The 16,773-nt window shown below is 27.1% G+C and carries 18 protein-coding genes and 2 pseudogenes; 17 read left to right on the forward strand and 3 right to left on the reverse strand.

Annotated elements, in window-relative coordinates; genetic code table 11:
• Positions 1 to 130 precede the first annotated feature (130 nt).
• The 12 genes and pseudogenes from LEQ07_RS23185 (at position 131) to LEQ07_RS15545 (ending at position 11,057) form a co-directional block, all read left to right on the forward strand.
• Positions 131 to 2,033: pseudogene (locus LEQ07_RS23185) on the forward strand (polysaccharide biosynthesis protein).
• Positions 2,034 to 2,036: 3 nt separating this feature from the next.
• Positions 2,037 to 3,233 carry a DegT/DnrJ/EryC1/StrS family aminotransferase gene (locus LEQ07_RS15495; protein WP_263331336.1) on the forward strand — a complete coding sequence of 399 codons (1,197 nt, stop codon included), beginning with the start codon at positions 2,037 to 2,039 and terminating at the stop codon, positions 3,231 to 3,233.
• Between the two features lie 32 nt (positions 3,234 to 3,265).
• On the forward strand, positions 3,266 to 3,880 hold the full coding sequence (locus tag LEQ07_RS15500) for a sugar transferase (protein WP_263331337.1): 615 nt from the start codon (positions 3,266 to 3,268) through the stop codon (positions 3,878 to 3,880).
• Positions 3,881 to 3,895: 15 nt separating this feature from the next.
• Positions 3,896 to 4,753 carry a GNAT family N-acetyltransferase gene (locus LEQ07_RS15505; protein WP_046822634.1) on the forward strand — a complete coding sequence of 286 codons (858 nt, stop codon included), beginning with the start codon at positions 3,896 to 3,898 and terminating at the stop codon, positions 4,751 to 4,753.
• A 40-nt stretch (positions 4,754 to 4,793) separates the two neighbouring features.
• Positions 4,794 to 5,927 carry a glycosyltransferase family 4 protein gene (locus LEQ07_RS15510; protein ID WP_263331339.1) on the forward strand — a complete coding sequence of 378 codons (1,134 nt, stop codon included), beginning with the start codon at positions 4,794 to 4,796 and terminating at the stop codon, positions 5,925 to 5,927.
• 34 nt (positions 5,928 to 5,961) lie between these two features.
• Positions 5,962 to 6,438, forward strand: a complete 477-nt coding sequence (locus LEQ07_RS15515) for a hypothetical protein (protein ID WP_263331341.1) — start codon at positions 5,962 to 5,964, stop codon at positions 6,436 to 6,438.
• 47 nt (positions 6,439 to 6,485) lie between these two features.
• On the forward strand, positions 6,486 to 7,100 hold the full coding sequence (locus LEQ07_RS15520) for a glycosyltransferase (protein WP_263331342.1): 615 nt from the start codon (positions 6,486 to 6,488) through the stop codon (positions 7,098 to 7,100).
• Positions 7,101 to 7,149: 49 nt separating this feature from the next.
• Positions 7,150 to 7,380, forward strand: a complete 231-nt coding sequence (locus LEQ07_RS15525; protein ID WP_263331343.1) for a hypothetical protein — start codon at positions 7,150 to 7,152, stop codon at positions 7,378 to 7,380.
• 77 nt (positions 7,381 to 7,457) lie between these two features.
• Positions 7,458 to 7,682 carry a hypothetical protein gene (locus tag LEQ07_RS15530; protein ID WP_263331345.1) on the forward strand — a complete coding sequence of 75 codons (225 nt, stop codon included), beginning with the start codon at positions 7,458 to 7,460 and terminating at the stop codon, positions 7,680 to 7,682.
• A 54-nt stretch (positions 7,683 to 7,736) separates the two neighbouring features.
• A complete protein-coding gene (locus LEQ07_RS15535; RefSeq protein ID WP_263331346.1) occupies positions 7,737 to 8,396 on the forward strand; it encodes a hypothetical protein in 660 nt (219 codons plus the stop codon).
• Between the two features lie 118 nt (positions 8,397 to 8,514).
• Positions 8,515 to 9,777 carry an O-antigen polymerase gene (locus LEQ07_RS15540; protein WP_263331348.1) on the forward strand — a complete coding sequence of 421 codons (1,263 nt, stop codon included), beginning with the start codon at positions 8,515 to 8,517 and terminating at the stop codon, positions 9,775 to 9,777.
• Between the two features lie 56 nt (positions 9,778 to 9,833).
• Positions 9,834 to 11,057, forward strand: a complete 1,224-nt coding sequence (locus LEQ07_RS15545) for a nucleotide sugar dehydrogenase (protein WP_263331349.1) — start codon at positions 9,834 to 9,836, stop codon at positions 11,055 to 11,057.
• A gap of 46 nt (positions 11,058 to 11,103) precedes the next feature.
• On the opposite strand, the gene LEQ07_RS15550 is transcribed toward LEQ07_RS15545, so the two are convergent.
• Positions 11,104 to 11,286: a hypothetical protein gene (locus tag LEQ07_RS15550; RefSeq protein ID WP_046822639.1), complete on the reverse strand. Its 183-nt coding sequence runs from the start codon at positions 11,284 to 11,286 to the stop codon at positions 11,104 to 11,106.
• Between the two features lie 92 nt (positions 11,287 to 11,378).
• On the opposite strand from LEQ07_RS15550, the pseudogene wecB reads away from it, so the two are divergent.
• From wecB to galE, 3 genes and pseudogenes are all read left to right on the forward strand, one after another.
• A pseudogene (gene wecB, locus LEQ07_RS23190) lies at positions 11,379 to 12,484 on the forward strand (non-hydrolyzing UDP-N-acetylglucosamine 2-epimerase).
• Between the two features lie 43 nt (positions 12,485 to 12,527).
• A complete protein-coding gene (locus LEQ07_RS20240) occupies positions 12,528 to 13,136 on the forward strand; it encodes an acyltransferase (RefSeq protein WP_317852098.1) in 609 nt (202 codons plus the stop codon).
• A gap of 187 nt (positions 13,137 to 13,323) precedes the next feature.
• Positions 13,324 to 14,325 carry a UDP-glucose 4-epimerase GalE gene (galE, locus tag LEQ07_RS15570; protein WP_263331352.1) on the forward strand — a complete coding sequence of 334 codons (1,002 nt, stop codon included), beginning with the start codon at positions 13,324 to 13,326 and terminating at the stop codon, positions 14,323 to 14,325.
• 191 nt (positions 14,326 to 14,516) lie between these two features.
• On the opposite strand, the gene LEQ07_RS15575 is transcribed toward galE, so the two are convergent.
• The gene (locus LEQ07_RS15575; protein ID WP_263331353.1) at positions 14,517 to 14,984 is read right to left on the reverse strand and encodes a VanZ family protein; all 468 of its coding nucleotides are present in this window, start codon (positions 14,982 to 14,984) and stop codon (positions 14,517 to 14,519) included.
• A gap of 207 nt (positions 14,985 to 15,191) precedes the next feature.
• Between LEQ07_RS15575 and LEQ07_RS15580 the strand changes: the two genes are divergently transcribed.
• Together LEQ07_RS15580 and LEQ07_RS15585 are read left to right on the forward strand one after the other, a co-directional pair.
• Positions 15,192 to 15,446 (forward strand): hypothetical protein, encoded by a 255-nt coding sequence (locus tag LEQ07_RS15580; protein ID WP_263331354.1) that lies wholly within the window; start codon positions 15,192 to 15,194, stop codon positions 15,444 to 15,446.
• Positions 15,398 to 16,135: a hypothetical protein gene (locus tag LEQ07_RS15585; RefSeq protein WP_263331355.1), complete on the forward strand. Its 738-nt coding sequence runs from the start codon at positions 15,398 to 15,400 to the stop codon at positions 16,133 to 16,135. Before LEQ07_RS15580 ends, LEQ07_RS15585 begins: the two co-directional genes overlap by 49 nt.
• A gap of 102 nt (positions 16,136 to 16,237) precedes the next feature.
• Here the strand turns inward: LEQ07_RS15585 and LEQ07_RS15590 are convergent, their stop codons facing one another.
• The gene (locus LEQ07_RS15590; protein ID WP_263331357.1) at positions 16,238 to 16,636 is read right to left on the reverse strand and encodes a nucleotidyltransferase domain-containing protein; all 399 of its coding nucleotides are present in this window, start codon (positions 16,634 to 16,636) and stop codon (positions 16,238 to 16,240) included.
• Between the last annotated feature and the right edge of the window lie 137 nt (positions 16,637 to 16,773).

Genomic DNA, 16,773 nt, shown 5'->3' on the forward strand with positions numbered 1-16,773 from the left:
CATTATGAAAATTTGAAAAATTATTGCTTAGGGTTATGGTAGCACCCTTATAAATATATATTACGGATGCTACCTAAGAAACTTTATATTAAAATTTAAAAAATTTATATTAAAAAGGGGGATTAGTTTTATGGAGACTGAAATCGCAGCCCCAGAAAAAGAAAGTGTATTAGAAAATTTATTAGGTAAGTACAGAATGAGACAACTAATTTTAGTTGGAACAGATATAGCATGTATGGTGTTATCATTTATAGCTTCTACTTGGATCATATACTCTCAATACTATTTGGAGCATATAGCGATGGGTGCAATTTTAGTTTATATATTTGTAAGTATAGTAACTTTATCATTGTTTAGATGTTACCACAGCTTATGGAGATATGCAGGAGAAGAAGAACTAATTGCGATAGTATTTGCGTGTACATTTTCAGTAATAACAACTTATTTAATACACCTATTTATGGGAACAAAATTTTCAATAGCTTTTTACATTTTAAACACTATATTGACTATATCATTAACAGGAGGAACGAGACTTCTTTATAGAACGGGCAGAAGACTTTTGATAAGAAGTAGTTTGAAAGAAAAATCATCAAATGTACTTATTGTAGGAGCAGGAAGTGCAGGCGAGATGGTAATCCAAGAACTTAAAAACAATCCTCAACTTTTAAAAAAACCTATAGGAATATTAGATGATGACGTAAGTAAAAAAGGTAGAAGAATACATAATATACCTATTTTAGGAAATATAAAAGACGTTCACAACCTAGTAGAAAAGTATGATATTGATGAAATTATAATAGCGATCGCTAAAATAAGTAAACATGAAAAAAACATATTATAGAAATTTGTAAACAAACAAAATGTAAATTAAGAACAATACCTGGTGTATATGAAATTATTGATGGAAAAGTAGACATAAAAAAAATCAGGGATGTTCAAATTGAAGACTTGCTAGGAAGAGAACCAATAAAAGTAAATTTAGCTGAAATGAGTCAGTATTTACAAAACAAAGTAGTTTTAGTAACAGGTGGAGGAGGAAGCATTGGAAGCGAACTATGTAGACAGGTAGCAAGCTTTAATCCAAAACAACTTATAATACTTGATAACTACGAAAATAACGCATACGCAATTCAACAAGAGTTAATAAGAAAATACGGTAGCAGTTTAAATCTTAAAACAGTAATAGCATCAATTAGAGAAGAAAAGCGTATGGATGAAATATTTAATAAGTATAGACCTGATGCAGTATTCCATGCAGCAGCGCATAAGCATGTTCCTCTTATGGAAAAAAGCCCAAGTGAGGCTATAAAAATAATATATTTGGAACTAGAAATGTAGCAACACTTGCAGATAAATATAAAGTTAAAAGATTTGTACTTATATCTACAGACAAAGCAGTTAACCCAACTAATATAATGGGTGCAACTAAAAGAGCAGCAGAAATGATAATACAAACTATGAATGAAAAAAGTGAAACAGAGTTTGTAGCAGTTAGATTCGGAAATGTACTTGGAAGTAACGGAAGTGTTATTCCATTATTTAAAAAGCAAATTGAAGAAGGTGGACCAGTAACTATAACTCACCCAGATATTATACGATATTTTATGACAATACCAGAAGCCGTTCAACTTGTTATACAAGCAGGAGCTATGGCTAAAGGTGGAGAGATATTTGTTCTTGATATGGGAGATCCAGTTAAGATAGTTGATTTAGCAGATAATTTAATTAGACTTAGCGGATTTGAACCAAATGTAGATATAAAGATTAAGTTTACTGGGCTTAGACCAGGAGAAAAGTTATACGAAGAGTTACTTATGTCAGAGGAAGGATTAACTAACACTGATCATAAGAAGATATTTATTGGTAAACCGATAGATTTTGATTCAGAAAGATGCAAGATGCATGTAGAGATTTTAAAGTCTATAGTTGATAAAGAAGAAGTAGAGCTAATTGATAGTGTTATGAGAGAATTAGTTACTACTTATATAAGACCTGAAGAAGCAAATGATAAATCACTTAAGGGGGCATAAAATATGAATATTCCATTTTCACCACCAGATATAACGGATGTTGAAATAAATAATGTTGTAGAAGTATTAAAATCAGGATGGATTACAACAGGTCCAAAGACTAAGGAATTTGAAAGAAAGATAGCGGATTACTGCACAACAAATAGAGCTATATGTTTAAACTCTGCCACTGCAGGAATGGAAATGACATTAAGAGTTTTAGGAATAGGACCAGGAGATGAAGTTATAACAAGTGCCTATACATATACTGCATCGGCAAGTGTTATACATCATGTTGGTGCAAAGATAGTTTTAGTTGATACAGCAGAAGGTTCATACCAAATGAATTATAAAAAATTAAGTGAAGCTATAACAGAAAAAACAAAGGCTGTTATATGTGTTGATTTAGCAGGAGTACCTTGTGATTATGACGAGATTTTTGAAGTTGTTAATAGTAAAAAAGACTTATTTAAATCAAATAATGAAATACAAAAGTCTATAGGAAGAGTAACTGTAATAGCTGATGGAGCACACTCATTTGGTGCAAGTTACAAGGGCAGAATGAGTGGAAGCATAGCTGATTTTACAAGCTTTTCTTTCCACGCTGTTAAGAACCTTACTACAGCAGAAGGTGGAGCTGTTACGTGGAAGAATATTGATGGAATTGATGATGAAGAAATATACAAAAAATATAATTGTTTATCACTTCATGGACAAACAAAAGATGCATTAGCTAAGACTAAAATCGGATCTTGGGAGTATGACATAATCGAACCTGCATACAAATGCAATATGACAGATATAATGGCAGCGATAGGATTAGGTCAATTAAGCAGGTATGAAGAGCTACTTAATTACAGAAAAGCAATTATAAATAAATATGATGAACTATTAAATGAAATTGATGGAGTGGAAGTACTTAAACATTTCGATGATGAGTATGAATCTAGTGGTCATTTATATTTAATTAGATTAACAGGAAAAGATGAAGTATTTAGGAATGAAGTCATAGTGAAAATGGCTGAGTCAGGAATTGCAACTAATGTTCATTACAAGCCACTGCCATTATTAACAGCTTATAAAAATTTAGGGTTTAATATAGAAAATTATCCTAATGCATTTAATATGTATAAAAATGAAATAACATTGCCACTTAATAGTGTCTTAACTCTAGAACAAGTTGAGTATATAGTAAATACACTAGACAAAATATTGGAGTAATAAAAAAGAAAAAGATTTTATGGAGGATTTTAATGTTTATTAAAAATGTTTTAGATAAAGTTTTTGGCTTAATACTATTAATTTTATTAGCTCCAATATTATTAATTATCGCATTTGCTATAAAACTTGATAGTAGAGGACCTATTATATTCAAACAAAAAAGACTTGGGAAGAATGGAAATATATTTGAAATATATAAATTTAGAACTATGTATGTAAATGCACCTGACATAAGGAATGAAGATGGGTCTACATTCAATAGTGATAACGATCCTAGAGTTACTAGGGTTGGTAATGTTTTACGAAAAACGAGCCTGGATGAATTGACACAAATATTTAACATATTAAAAGGAGAAATGAGCTTTATAGGACCGAGACCTGATTTGCCAGATCACTATGAGCTATATACAGATTTTGACAAAAGAAAGTTATTAGTTAAACCTGGAGTTACAGGCTATGCCCAGTGTAATGGCAGAAATAATATTGAGTGGAAAAATAGAATAGAGATGGATATATTTTATATTGAAAATTATTCTATATTACTAGATGTTCGAATATTAATTAAGACGGCGCTTTCTGTTTTAAAAAGTGAAGGTGTAAACAAATCTGTAGAACATGAAGAAGTTGAAGAAGCTAAAAATATTTAAAGTATGAGGTAAAAAATGATAAATATAAGAAGTGGAAAAGAAAGTAAAATGCTTTTACTTGAATACATAAATTATATAGAAGAAGATTCAATTTATTTTATTGAAAACAGTAATGGAAATATTAAATCAATAGCGAAGATTAAAAATCTTAAATGGGATAGTGAAATTTTTAATAAAAAAATAGGTTCGATGGAATTATGTTATGGTGATTTGACAGATAGTATAGTAACTAATATAGATGAGGTTGCTAAAGTAGAAAACTACGATTGTTTATTTACTAAGGTAAAAACAGACTCATATTCTAGTATGCATATTTTAGAAAAAAACAGATACAATTTAATGGACTCTATAATAACATTAAAGAAAAATATTGATGATAATATTTTAATTGATATTAATAAAGATTATGATTTTGGTGTTTTAAATGAAACAAATTTAGAAGACGTATTAGATATTATTGATAATTTATATAAACATGGTAGATTTTTTCAAGATCCTAATTTGAGAAATGAAGATGCAAATATACTATATAAGAAATGGATAGAAAATGAAATAAGAAGTAAGTCTGTTGATGTTATAGGAGTTACATATAAAGATAAATTAATAGGGTTTATAAGTTGCATATATAGGAATAGGATTAGTGATAGAGAATTAGATGGAGTTATAAGTTTAGTAGGAATTAATAAAGACTATCAAGGTTTAGGGATTGGAAAAAAGCTGATCAACTATGCACTTATGAATTTTAATAAGAAAAATATTAAAAATGTTTTTGTGGGAACTCAGATTGATAATTTAGGAGCTTTGAATTTTTATATATCAAATGGTTTCAGAGTAGAAAGCTCAATAAATAGTTTTCATAAGAAAGTTAGATAATAAATTATTTTTTAATAAGTAAGAATGGGAGCGTTTTAGTATGGCTAAAGTTTTAGTTACGGCACACCTAGGTAGGCACTTTAGAATATTTGGACAGAGTGACTATAAAGTGTTGTTAAATATGGGACATGAAGTTCACATAGCTGCAAATTTTAATGAAGAGATAGACAAATTTGATAACCCAAATGTAATAAAACATCAAATAGATTTTGATAGAAATCCATTTAGTATTCAAAATTTAAGAGCTTTAAAACAATTAAAAAAATTATTTAGAAAAGAAGATTTTGAATTAATTCATTGTCAGTCTCCATCAGGAGGTGCTATAACAAGATTAGCATCAAAAGAAACAAGAAAAAGAGGAACAAAGGTGCTATACACAGCTCATGGATTACATTTTTTTGAGGGAGCTCCGAAGAAAAATTGGATAATGTACTATAATTTTGAAAAATTTTTTGGTAAATATACAGATTGTATTATAACTATTAATAATGAAGATTTTTATTTGGCAAAAAATAGGTTGAAGATAAAGGATGTACAGCATATTCATGGAGTCGGTATAGATTTAAATAAGTTTAAACCACAAATAAAAAAGAATAAATTAGAACTAAGAAGTAAGTATGGATATAAAAATAGTGATTTTATATTAATTTATGTTGGAGAATTAAGTTACAGGAAGAATCAAGACACAGCAATAAAAATTATTAAAAAATTGAAGGATAGAATTCCAAATATAAAACTATTATTAGTTGGAACTGGAGAGTTAGAAAAACAATATAAAGAAACAGTTATTAAGTTAAATATAAAAAATAACATAGAATTTTTAGGATATAGAAATGATATAACAAATTTAATGTCTTTATCAGATGTATGTATATCAACTTCAAGACAAGAAGGTTTGCCAGTTAATATTATGGAAGCTATGGCAACAGGATTACCATTAGTTGTTAGTAACTGTAGAGGCAATAGAGACTTAGTAATAAACAATGAAAATGGATATGTTTTACCTTTAGATAATATAATTGAATTTGAAAAATCTATAGAGAAAATCTATAGAGAAGATGATTTAAAATTAAAATTTTCAGAGCAAAGCTTAAAAAATATAAAGTCTTATGATATGGAAATATACAAAAGAAATGGAACAAATTTATTCAAAGTATATAAGCGTAGTAGATAAATTATATGAGAACAAAAAATATAGGGAGGGAGATATGAAAATTATATACATGAGGTCTAATCCCATCGATCCAGATCCTAGAGTTGAAAAAGAAATGTCTGTAGCAATTAAAAGTGGATATACACCTATAGCACTAGCGTGGAATAGAGAAAAAACTGATTCAAATGTAGATAGAGAAAAAATACCATTATATAATGGAGAAGCTGAGGCATATAGATTTAATATAAAGGCAGGGTTTGGAGCAGGACTTAAAAACTTGGGACCTTTGATTAAATGGAATAAAGAAATCTTGTTGTGGCTAATAAAAAATAGAAAGAAATATGACTTAATACATGCATGTGACTTTGATACTGTATTACCGGCGGTATTTATGAACTTAATATTTAAAAAAAAATATGTATATGATATATTCGATTTCTATATTGATGCATTTTCAGTACCTAAAAAGCTAAGAGGACTAGTAAAAAAGATAGATTTCTTTGCTATAAAAAATCAGAATTTACTATTTTAGTTAACGAAAGTAGAATAGAACAAATTTCAGGAAGCAAACCTAAAAATTTGTTATTTGTACATAATACTCCAAAAACTTCAGATAATTTGAAAAAAAGTAAAGAAAAGTTAGAACGAAAAAAAAGAATATTTTATGGTGGGATATTATCTGATAATAGAATGATTGAAGAAACGATGAAAATATGCTCTAGAAATCAAGATTGGGAATTAATAGTAGCTGGATTTGGACCTATTGAAGAAAAGTGTAAAAAATATGATGAAAATTTTTCAAATATAAAATTTATAGGAAAACTAGCTTATAAAGATATAATACAAAATACTATAAACTCGGATGTAGTTTTTGCTTGTTATGATCCAAGTGTTCCAAATCACAGATATTCTTCTCCAAATAAACTATATGAAGCCATGATGTGTAAAAAACCTATAATTGTATGTGAAAATACAGGAATAGATAAAATTATAGTAGAAGAAAATATAGGATTAAGTTGTGAGTTTAATGAAAAATCCCTTGAAAATGCATTTAAAACATTGTTAGAAGATGAAGAAATATACAATATTATGGCAAGTAATAGCAGAAAGCTTTATGAAACTAAATATAAATGGGAAATAATGGAGAAAAGATTAAGTGATATGTATGAAAATATAAAAATAGATTTAGATTAATGAGGTGATTTATATAAATATATTAATTATAACAACGTGCTATCCTCCAGTGAATGTATCAGGAAGCATAAGAAGTTTATATTATGCTAACTATATGGCAAAATTAGGACATAAAGTAAGTGTATTAACAGTTGATTTTCCTAATCAATTTTCTAACTATGATAAATCATTAGAAAATAGAATAGATGAAAGTATAAAAGTTTATAGGTGCGGATTAGGGATATTATATAATAAATTTACCAAAAAAAAGAAGAAAATATTAATAGAACAGCACAGATAAATCAAAAAAGCAAAGAAAATATAAAAAGTAAATTAAGGAGAGAAATAAAAAGTTACCTGGCTATACCAGACAGTTATATGGTTTGGAAGAATAGTGCATCTAAGCTAGGTATAGACATTATTAAAAGTGATAAAATAGATTTAATATTTTCAATGCATGAAACCCCATCGTCTCACTTAGTTGCATATAATTTAAAACAAAAGTTTCAAAATGTTAGATGGGTAGCTTATTGGAGTGATCCATGGACATTTGATCCGAATAGATCTGAAATTCCATATATAAGAAAGCAAATTGAAAAATAATGGAAAAAAGTCGTAAAATTAGCAGAAAAGCACTTCTTTACAACAAAAGAATGTATGAAGTTGTATAGAGAAAAATTTATTATAGATAAAAACAATGCAGATATTGTTTATAGGGGATATGATGATAATTTATATAAACACATAAATTCAGATGATATGCCTAAGGAAATAAACAAAGATAAAATAAATATTTTACATGCAGGAGAAATATTCACAAAATTAAGAGATATAAATCCCTTTATAAGAGCTATAAGAGATATCAAACATAACAATATTGAATTATATAAAAAGTTAAATATTATCCTATTAGGAGGAATAGACAATATAGATAATGTAGAAAAATTCGATGATTTAGATATTATAAATTTATTGCCAAGAAAATCTTTTGATGAAGCATTAAAGTATATGAATTTTAGTGATGTGTTACTTTTATTTGGAAATAAAAATAGCAATCAAATGCCAGGAAAAGTGTATGATTACTTAGGAACAGATAAAGCTATATTTACAATACTGGGAGATCAACAAGATCCTTTAAAATTATTTATGAAAGAAATAGAGAGAGGGCCTATATGTGAAAATAGGTCAAATGAATTAAAAAGTGAAATTATAAATATTTTATCCAGAGGATTCAAAAAAGAATGGACATGTAGAAGTAATAAATTTGAGTGGACAAATGTAGTTCAAGATTTATTATCAAAACTTGAGAATATCTAATTATATAAAATTTTAAGGAGTTAAGTTATGAATAAAGTACTATTGACATTTTTATATATTGTATTGGGAATGACTATAATTTTTACTGAGACTTTTAGAAAAAATATTCAAAATTGATTTGTTAACAGTAATTAACATTGGGTATAGTATTGCATTTGTAATAATTCCTATTTTAATATTAAATTTAGATTTTTCTACAAATTTGGATAGAGGTATAATTTCTAACGTTAGTTTTAATAATGATAAACAATTTTTATCTACATTACTATTGTGTGCGTTAGGTTATATATGCATAGTAGCTGGATTTTATTATAAAAATTTAGTGTACTTTATGTTAAATAAAAAAAATATCAAAATAGATAGTGAAAAATATTATAGCATTGATGAAAAAGTAGTAGCTATATCTGCAATTATAACATTTATAATATCTACAGCTAGCTTATGTATTTATACTATTAAATTAGGAGGAATATCAAATACATTAGAAAGTGCAGAGCTGTATAGAATGTATGGAGCTGATCAAATTAGTGGATCCTTTATAAAGGTGTTTTTTCCACTTATAATAGCTAGTTGCAATTTATATTATATTTTAAAAATAGATAATAAATCTAAAAATTCATATAAAATAATGTTTATTATTACTGCTATTATTAGTTTGTATTATCTACTGATAAATGCAGGAAGAATGCCTGTATTCTTATTTTTAGCTACATTTATTGTATTTAAAATTTTAAAAGATAATAAATCAAGGTATATAGTACCTATATTAATTATAGGTATCATAGGAGTTAAATATTTGGATGTTTTATTTGGATATTTAGCATACGGATCAAGTTTTACTGGAATTAAAATAGTAGAAAATAAAACATTAATTGATTCGGTTAAAGACTTTGCTATAGAATTTTCATTCCCTTATATAAATGTTTTCAATGTAGTTAAATTTGCAGAAGGGTCATTTAGGTTTTTTATAGATTATATTATGTCAGTAATTCAGTTTTTGCCTGATTTAATTTTCTTCAAGTTAGGCTTTGGATCACCTGTTATGCTGCATGAAATAAATACAGCAAATCACCAAGTTAATGCAGGTATACCAGTTGATGTTATTTCCTACGGATATTATCAAATAGGTATTATTGGATTAATTATACATACATTTCTTTTTGGAGTAATAAGTAGGTTTTTAAATAATTTATCTACTCGAAAAGGAAATTATATATATATATTCTTAAGAGCTAAGTTACTTATATTATGGGGGTTTAATGTAATGTATTCAGACATTGATACATTTATAAGAGGAAAACTAGATTTAATAATATTTATTTTCATAGTTTTAGTATTTTCTAAGCAATATCGCTTAAATGAAAGGATGATTAAAAAATAAATAGTTACAGCAAATATTATCAATAAGTAAATGAAAATTGAAAGGATTAAAAGCATATGTTAAATATAATAGGATTAGGATATATTGGATTACCTACAGCATTAATGTTTTCAGCTAATAATGTAGATGTAATAGGAACTGATTTAAATACAAACTTAGTAGAAACTTTAAATAAGGGCAAATTAACATTTGAAGAAAATGGATTAGAAAATTTATACGAAAAAGCTGTAAGAAGTGGAATAAAATTTTCAGATAAATACGTAGAAACTGATAAGTATATAATAACTGTTCCTACTCCATATATAGAGGAAAACAAAAAGATAGATCCATCATATGTAATAAAAGCTGTAAATACAGTATTAGAGACATGTAAAATTCCAAGTATAGTTGTAATAGAATCAACTGTATCTCCAGGAACTATAGATAAACATATAAGACCTTTAGTAGAGGAAAAGGGATTAGTTATAGGAGAAGATATTCATTTAGTTCATGCTCCAGAGAGAATAATTCCAGGAAATATGGTTTATGAATTAGAACACAATTCAAGAACTATAGGTGCAGATGATAGAACTATTGGAGAAGAGGTTAAATCATGGTATAAAAATTTCTGTAAAGGAGAAATTGTTGTTACAGATATAAAAACTGCTGAAATGAGCAAAGTTGTTGAAAATACTTTCAGAGATATAAATATAGCATTTGCTAATGAATTAGCTAAAATTTGTAGGTCAGAAGGTATGGATGTTTATGAACTTATAAGGATAGCCAACAAGCATCCGAGGGTAAATATTCTTCAACCAGGGCCGGGTGTAGGAGGACATTGTATATCTGTAGACCCTTGGTTTTTAGTAGGTGATTACCCAGAAATAGTACATACTATATTATCTGCAAGGGTTGTAAATGATTCTATGCCTAAGTACGTATTAGAAAGAATTCAAAATATAATGAATGAAAACAATATAGATAGTTTCAAAAAGGTAGGTTTATATGGAATGACATATAAAGAAAATATTGATGATATGAGAGAGAGTCCAACCCTTCAACTTATGGACTTAATGCAACAAAATCATATAGAAGGTGTAAAAATATATGATCCATGGATAAAGGATAAAAAATTTGAAAATCAATTTAATAATTTTGAAACATTTATAAATGATGTAGAGATTGTAGTAATATTAGTTGCACATAGTCATATAAAAGAAAATATTAACTTATTAAAAAATAAGATAATATATGACACTAGAAATATTTTAGATATAAATCATAAAGTGTATAAACTATAAATATATACCTAGGGAATCCCTAGGTATATATTTATAGTTATGCACACTAACTTAAATTTAATATATTTAGTAGTATGTTTTTTAAATAAACAATATCATTTGATTCGTATATATGATTTTTTTTATAGAGCTTATTTTCTTTAAGATTCATAAAACTACTTATATGTTTAGAATATAATAGAATTTCATTATGTTCTAAGTTTCTATGAGTTAAAAGATGTTTTTCCATAAGACACCTCCAAAGCAATATATATCATATTATATTATATGAAGCTAGTATATGTTTAATACAAAAAATATTTAATATAGTAGGGAGAAAATATGAAAAAATTAAAAGTTATGACAGTATTTGGGACTAGACCAGAAGCTATAAAGATGGCGCCTTTAGTTAAAGAATTAGAGGGTAGAAATGAAGTAGAAAGTATAGTTTGTGTTACAGCTCAACATCGACAAATGTTGGATCAGGTATTAGATACATTTAATATTGAACCAGATTATGATTTAAATATAATGAAGCAAGGTCAAACTTTAGTTGATATAACAACTAGAGCACTGCAAAGCCTAGATAAAGTTATAAAAGAAGTTAAACCTGACATAGTATTAGTCCATGGAGATACTACAACTACTTTATCAGGAAGTTTTGCTGCTTTTTACAATCAAGTTTCGGTAGGTCATGTTGAAGCTGGATTAAGAACATATGACAAATATTCACCATATCCAGAGGAAGTAAATAGACAAGTTACAGGAGTTATAGCAGATATGCATTTCGCTCCGACAGAAAATTCAAAGGAAAACTTATTAAAAGAAGGAAAAAAGAAGAGGATATATATGTAACAGGAAATACGGCTATAGATGCACTTAAAACTACTATTAAAGAAAATTTTAAGCATGAAGTTATTGAAAAATTAGGAAATGACAAAATGATACTTTTAACAGCTCACAGAAGAGAAAATTTGGGAGAAAATATGAAAGGTATGTTTAAAGCGATAAAGAGAATAGTAGATGAGTTTGAAGATATTCAAGTTGTATACCCAATTCATTTAAATCCTTTAGTTAGAGATACTGCAAATGAAATATTTGGAGATAGTGGTAAGGTTCACTTAATAGAGCCTTTAGAAGTATTAGATTTCCATAACTTCTTGAATCAAGCTTATATAATAATGACAGATAGTGGTGGAATTCAAGAAGAGGCTCCATCTTTAGGTAAGCCTGTACTAGTACTGAGAGACACAACAGAAAGGCCTGAAGGTATAGATGCTGGAACTTTAAAATTAGCAGGAGTTGAAGAAGAAACAATATATAATATGACAAAGGAATTATTAACAAATCAATCTGTTTATGATTCTATGGCAAAAGCATGCAACCCATATGGTGATGGAAATGCTAGCAAATATATAGTTGATGCAATAATTAATAAATTTATTTAATTTTAAACTTTATTAATTATATATTTATGAAGGAGACTTAAAATTGAAAAAGGTTATAAAAAAATTAATGGGAAAAATCCCTATATTTAAAGACTATTTTAATATAGTAAAAACAAAGATACCAATTAACTTAAAACAGTATTTAAAATATAAGACATTTAATAGAAACAAAAAGATTTATTGGCCAGTGCATAAAAATTCTATAGTAAATGGAAACGTAGAGATTGGTATCAATAGTTCAGTAGGAGCAACACCAGGATGTTATATACAAGGGATTGGGAAGGTTAAAGTAGGAGATTATACGTTACTAGCTCCAAATGTAGGGATTATAAGTGCAAATCATGATTTATATGACTATAGAAAGCATATTAAAAAGGAAGTTTTAATAGGAGACTATTGTTGGATAGGAATGAACTCAGTTATACTTCCAGGAGTTAAATTAGGAAATCATACTATAGTAGCTGGGAATTCTGTTGTTACAAAAAGCTTTAGTGATGGATATTGTGTATTAGGTGGTAACCCAGCTAAAATAATCAAAAAATTAAATAAAGAAGAGTGTACAGATTATAGAGACGAAGAAGAGTATTATGGATATATCCCTAAAGATAAGTTTAAAAGATATAAAGATAAATATTTAAATAATATAGGATAAACATAGCAAATAGAAAAGTATTAATTTTACTAAATATTTTATCAAACTTAGTTAACTTTAAAAAATATAAATTTATAATATTAAAATAGATTAACTAATAATAACTCAATACAATAAAGCTTTAAAAGAAAACATAATATTATATTAATAAATTTAACTTAAAAATTATACATTGGGAGGTATATAAATGAGCATTCTTATAATTGGGGGCGCAGGATACATAGGAAGTCATACAACTAAATATTTTATTGAACAAAATGAAGATGTAATAGTAGTAGATAACTTATTAACAGGACATAAAGAGTCTTTATTAAATGATAAGTTTTACAACTGTGATATAAGGGATAAAGAAAGTTTAGATAAAGTATTTAAAGAAAATGAAATAGAAGCGGTTATACATTTTGCAGCTAACTCATTAGTTGGAGAAAGCATGGAAAAACCATATGAGTATTATCATAACAATGTATATGGAATGATGTGTTTACTAGATGTTATGAAAGAAAACAATGTTGATAAAATTGTATTCTCATCAACAGCAGCTACATATGGAGAACCTAAAAACATACCTATAATGGAGTCTGATGAAACAAATCCAACTAACACTTATGGGGAAACAAAATTAGCAATGGAAAAAATGATGAAATGGTTTGATAATGCCTATAAAACTAAGTATGTATCATTAAGATATTTTAATGCAGCAGGAGCATATTTTGATGGAAGCATAGGTGAAGATCACAAAACTGAAACTCATTTAATACCATTGATACTTCAAGTTCCCTTAGGTAAAAGAGAACATATAAGCATATTTGGAAATGATTATGATACAAAAGATGGTACATGCATAAGAGATTATATTCATGTTATGGATTTAGCAGATGCACATTATAAAGCATTAGAGTATTTAAGAAAAGGTAATAAAAGTGATATTTTCAACTTAGGAAATGGTAATGGATATTCAGTTAAAGAAGTTATAGATATAGCTAGAAAGGTAACTGATTTTAATATACCTGCAATAGAGGAAGAAAGAAGAGGTGGAGATCCAGCTGTTCTTATTGCTTCTAGTGAAAAAGCTAAAGATATACTTAAGTGGAATCCTAAGTTTGATTCTTTAGAAAAGATAATAGAGGATGCTTGGAATTGGCACAAAAACAATCCTAATGGATATTCTAAGGAAGAGTGTAGGATATAAATAATCTAAACAATAAAAAAGAGATGACTAAATAGTTAGGGAAGAACATAAATATAAGTTTTAGCTACTTTTAAAGATTTACTGTAGCTTTGGTACCAAAACTTATATTTGTGTTCAAGCGCCCAACTAAGATTGATCATCTCTTTTTAAATTTCTAATATAGTTTATAAATTTAATATATACATAAGATCCTAAAATCCACCTAGAGTGTTTAACCAAACATCATCTATTTCACAAAATCTATAAGGAATAAATCCTTGATTAAATTCTATAAATAAAGTCAATGCCAAACTAGCAAAAACGACCTTTTTAATATTACAGTTAGTTTTTGCACAAGCAAAGAAACCAAATGGCATAAATAAAAGTAGATTTCCTACGTTTTGATATAAAAAGTACATTAATCCACGAGTTAAGTATGTACTTATAGGAACTTTTAAAGGTATTAAATTAAAAATCTCAAATTTAGAAAAAGGAACATCTAATCTAATTGGAAATAATGTCATAGCAACTACTGCAACTATAGACATATATAAACCAAGATTAATGCTTTCATTTTTAAAATCAAAACTTTTACTATTTATAAAACATAAAAGACTTCTAAAAAATACATAAGCCCATAAAAAACATAGTAAAACTATAAAATTAAACCGTATTACCAAAATTACACCCCCTATGTAATAAAATTTAAAACAACTTAAATATTATAACATAACGAAAATGAGTTACAGCTACCATAACATAAAATAAATCATTTTAATTAAATAAATATTATTAAAATTACAAATTTATCCAAAATGATTAACTAAATGTAGATTAAATGATATGATTTTTATTAGGGACAATATCACTATATAAGGGAGTAAACTATGTTAAACAAAAAAATAATAAGCATTTCAGTTATAGCTGTAGTAGCTATGTCAATTTCAGGATGTTCGAATAATAATTCAGTGAACAAAAAGGAAGATACAACTAATGTATCAAAAATTAGTAAAGATATAAAACAAGATGAAAAAATCAAAAAATTAAGAGTGATGAGATATCTAATGAAGACAAATCAAAACTTGAAAAAGAAATGGAAAATTTATTTACTGGAATATGGGTGTATAAAGAAGATGGAGTAAATACATATTGTAAATTTAAACCTGATAGACTTGAAGATCAAGTAAATACAGGTCAGTTAAATATGCATTTTTATAGTATTGATAAGATAGATAAAAACTATAAAGATAATAGTATAAATTTACACTTAAGCAATATAGGAGATGAAAAATCAGAAGGTACTGTTAAGTTTATAAATAACAATGAAGTTAAAGTAGACAAGAGAACGTATAAAAGAGTTGATGACAAAAAAGAGGTTGCAAAAGATTTAGCAAGAACCTATCAAGTGGATTTTGAAGCACAAGAAGCAAATGGACTAGATAAATTTTTAGATTTAAGTAGAAATGAGTTTTTCTCTTTGTTTGGAATTCACATTTTCGATAGTGAGTTAACTAGTTCTGAAAAAGAAGAAATTCAATCTAATATGAATCCAGATGAAGCTAAAAATATTATATCTGAAAACATAAAAGGGACATACTTAGATAATGATGCTAGGTTTGATGTTAATATGAGTAAAGCAGGAAACTTGTTAGGTTATGCAGCAGCAGTATCGGCAGGTGAACCCACTTCTGAAAATTATAGAGGAAGAGAAGAATTTTTTATAAATGCAAATACAAAACAAATAGGAGTATTTGTTACAGGATTTGGATATTTTGATATGGGAGATTATGACCAAGAGTTTTTTGATAATTATTATAAATTAAGAGGATAACCAAAATTAGTTAGCTAAGAATAAAAAATATAAGTTGTAGCTACCTTTAAAGCTTTACTGTAGCTTTGGTAGCAAAACTTATATTTTTATTCGAGCGACTTACTAGAGTTGGTTATCTTTTTTATTACCATACATCTCTCTCCAATCTAAAATATCTATTACATCACTATTTTCAAAATAAAAATAATTTAAATAATCTCTAAAGTCCTTAGATTCATAAATAACATCACCTTCAAAAATAGCTTTTCTAAGAGCAATTGTATAATTATCTGTAACTATCTTTAAATCTACATCAATCTCTAAAATTTTTCTTAGAGCTTCTGTTTTGACTGCAAGTTCTGTAATAGGAACCTTTCTTATAGGAACCCAGGCTATATCTATATCACTATCTAAAGTTTGTTTATCTGTGCCATAACTACCAAATATTATAAGAGCTAAAGTATTATCTTTTGGAAACACATCTATTATTGAATTTTTAAGTTCTTCTGGTATATTTCTCACAAAATCACCTCTTTAAACCATAGTATTTGCTAAAATAAAATAATATCATAAATTATTATAACATAACGAAAATCAGTTAGCGAAGAATAAAAAATATAAGTTGTAGATACCTTTAAAGCTTTACTTTAGCTTTGGTA

Origin of the sequence: Paraclostridium sp. AKS73 (genome assembly GCF_025671395.1) — a bacterium.
Lineage (GTDB): Bacteria > Bacillota > Clostridia > Peptostreptococcales > Peptostreptococcaceae > Paraclostridium > Paraclostridium benzoelyticum.

Bases quoted from the DNA above. Each gene is read 5' to 3' on its own strand.
- LEQ07_RS15535 (WP_263331346.1), top strand. From the start codon at position 7,737: ATGAAGTTGTATAGAGAAAAATTTATTATAGATAAAAACAATGCAGAT.
- LEQ07_RS15495 (WP_263331336.1), top strand. From the start codon at position 2,037: ATGAATATTCCATTTTCACCACCAGATATAACGGATGTTGAAATAAAT.
- LEQ07_RS15500 (WP_263331337.1), top strand. From the start codon at position 3,266: ATGTTTATTAAAAATGTTTTAGATAAAGTTTTTGGCTTAATACTATTA.
- LEQ07_RS15515 (WP_263331341.1), top strand. From the start codon at position 5,962: ATGAAAATTATATACATGAGGTCTAATCCCATCGATCCAGATCCTAGA.
- LEQ07_RS15550 (WP_046822639.1), bottom strand. From the start codon at position 11,286: ATGGAAAAACATCTTTTAACTCATAGAAACTTAGAACATAATGAAATT.
- LEQ07_RS15530 (WP_263331345.1), top strand. From the start codon at position 7,458: ATGGTTTGGAAGAATAGTGCATCTAAGCTAGGTATAGACATTATTAAA.
- LEQ07_RS15505 (WP_046822634.1), top strand. From the start codon at position 3,896: ATGATAAATATAAGAAGTGGAAAAGAAAGTAAAATGCTTTTACTTGAA.
- LEQ07_RS15545 (WP_263331349.1), top strand. From the start codon at position 9,834: ATGTTAAATATAATAGGATTAGGATATATTGGATTACCTACAGCATTA.
- LEQ07_RS15510 (WP_263331339.1), top strand. From the start codon at position 4,794: ATGGCTAAAGTTTTAGTTACGGCACACCTAGGTAGGCACTTTAGAATA.
- LEQ07_RS15580 (WP_263331354.1), top strand. From the start codon at position 15,192: ATGTTAAACAAAAAAATAATAAGCATTTCAGTTATAGCTGTAGTAGCT.
- LEQ07_RS15585 (WP_263331355.1), top strand. From the start codon at position 15,398: ATGGAAAATTTATTTACTGGAATATGGGTGTATAAAGAAGATGGAGTA.
- galE (WP_263331352.1), top strand. From the start codon at position 13,324: ATGAGCATTCTTATAATTGGGGGCGCAGGATACATAGGAAGTCATACA.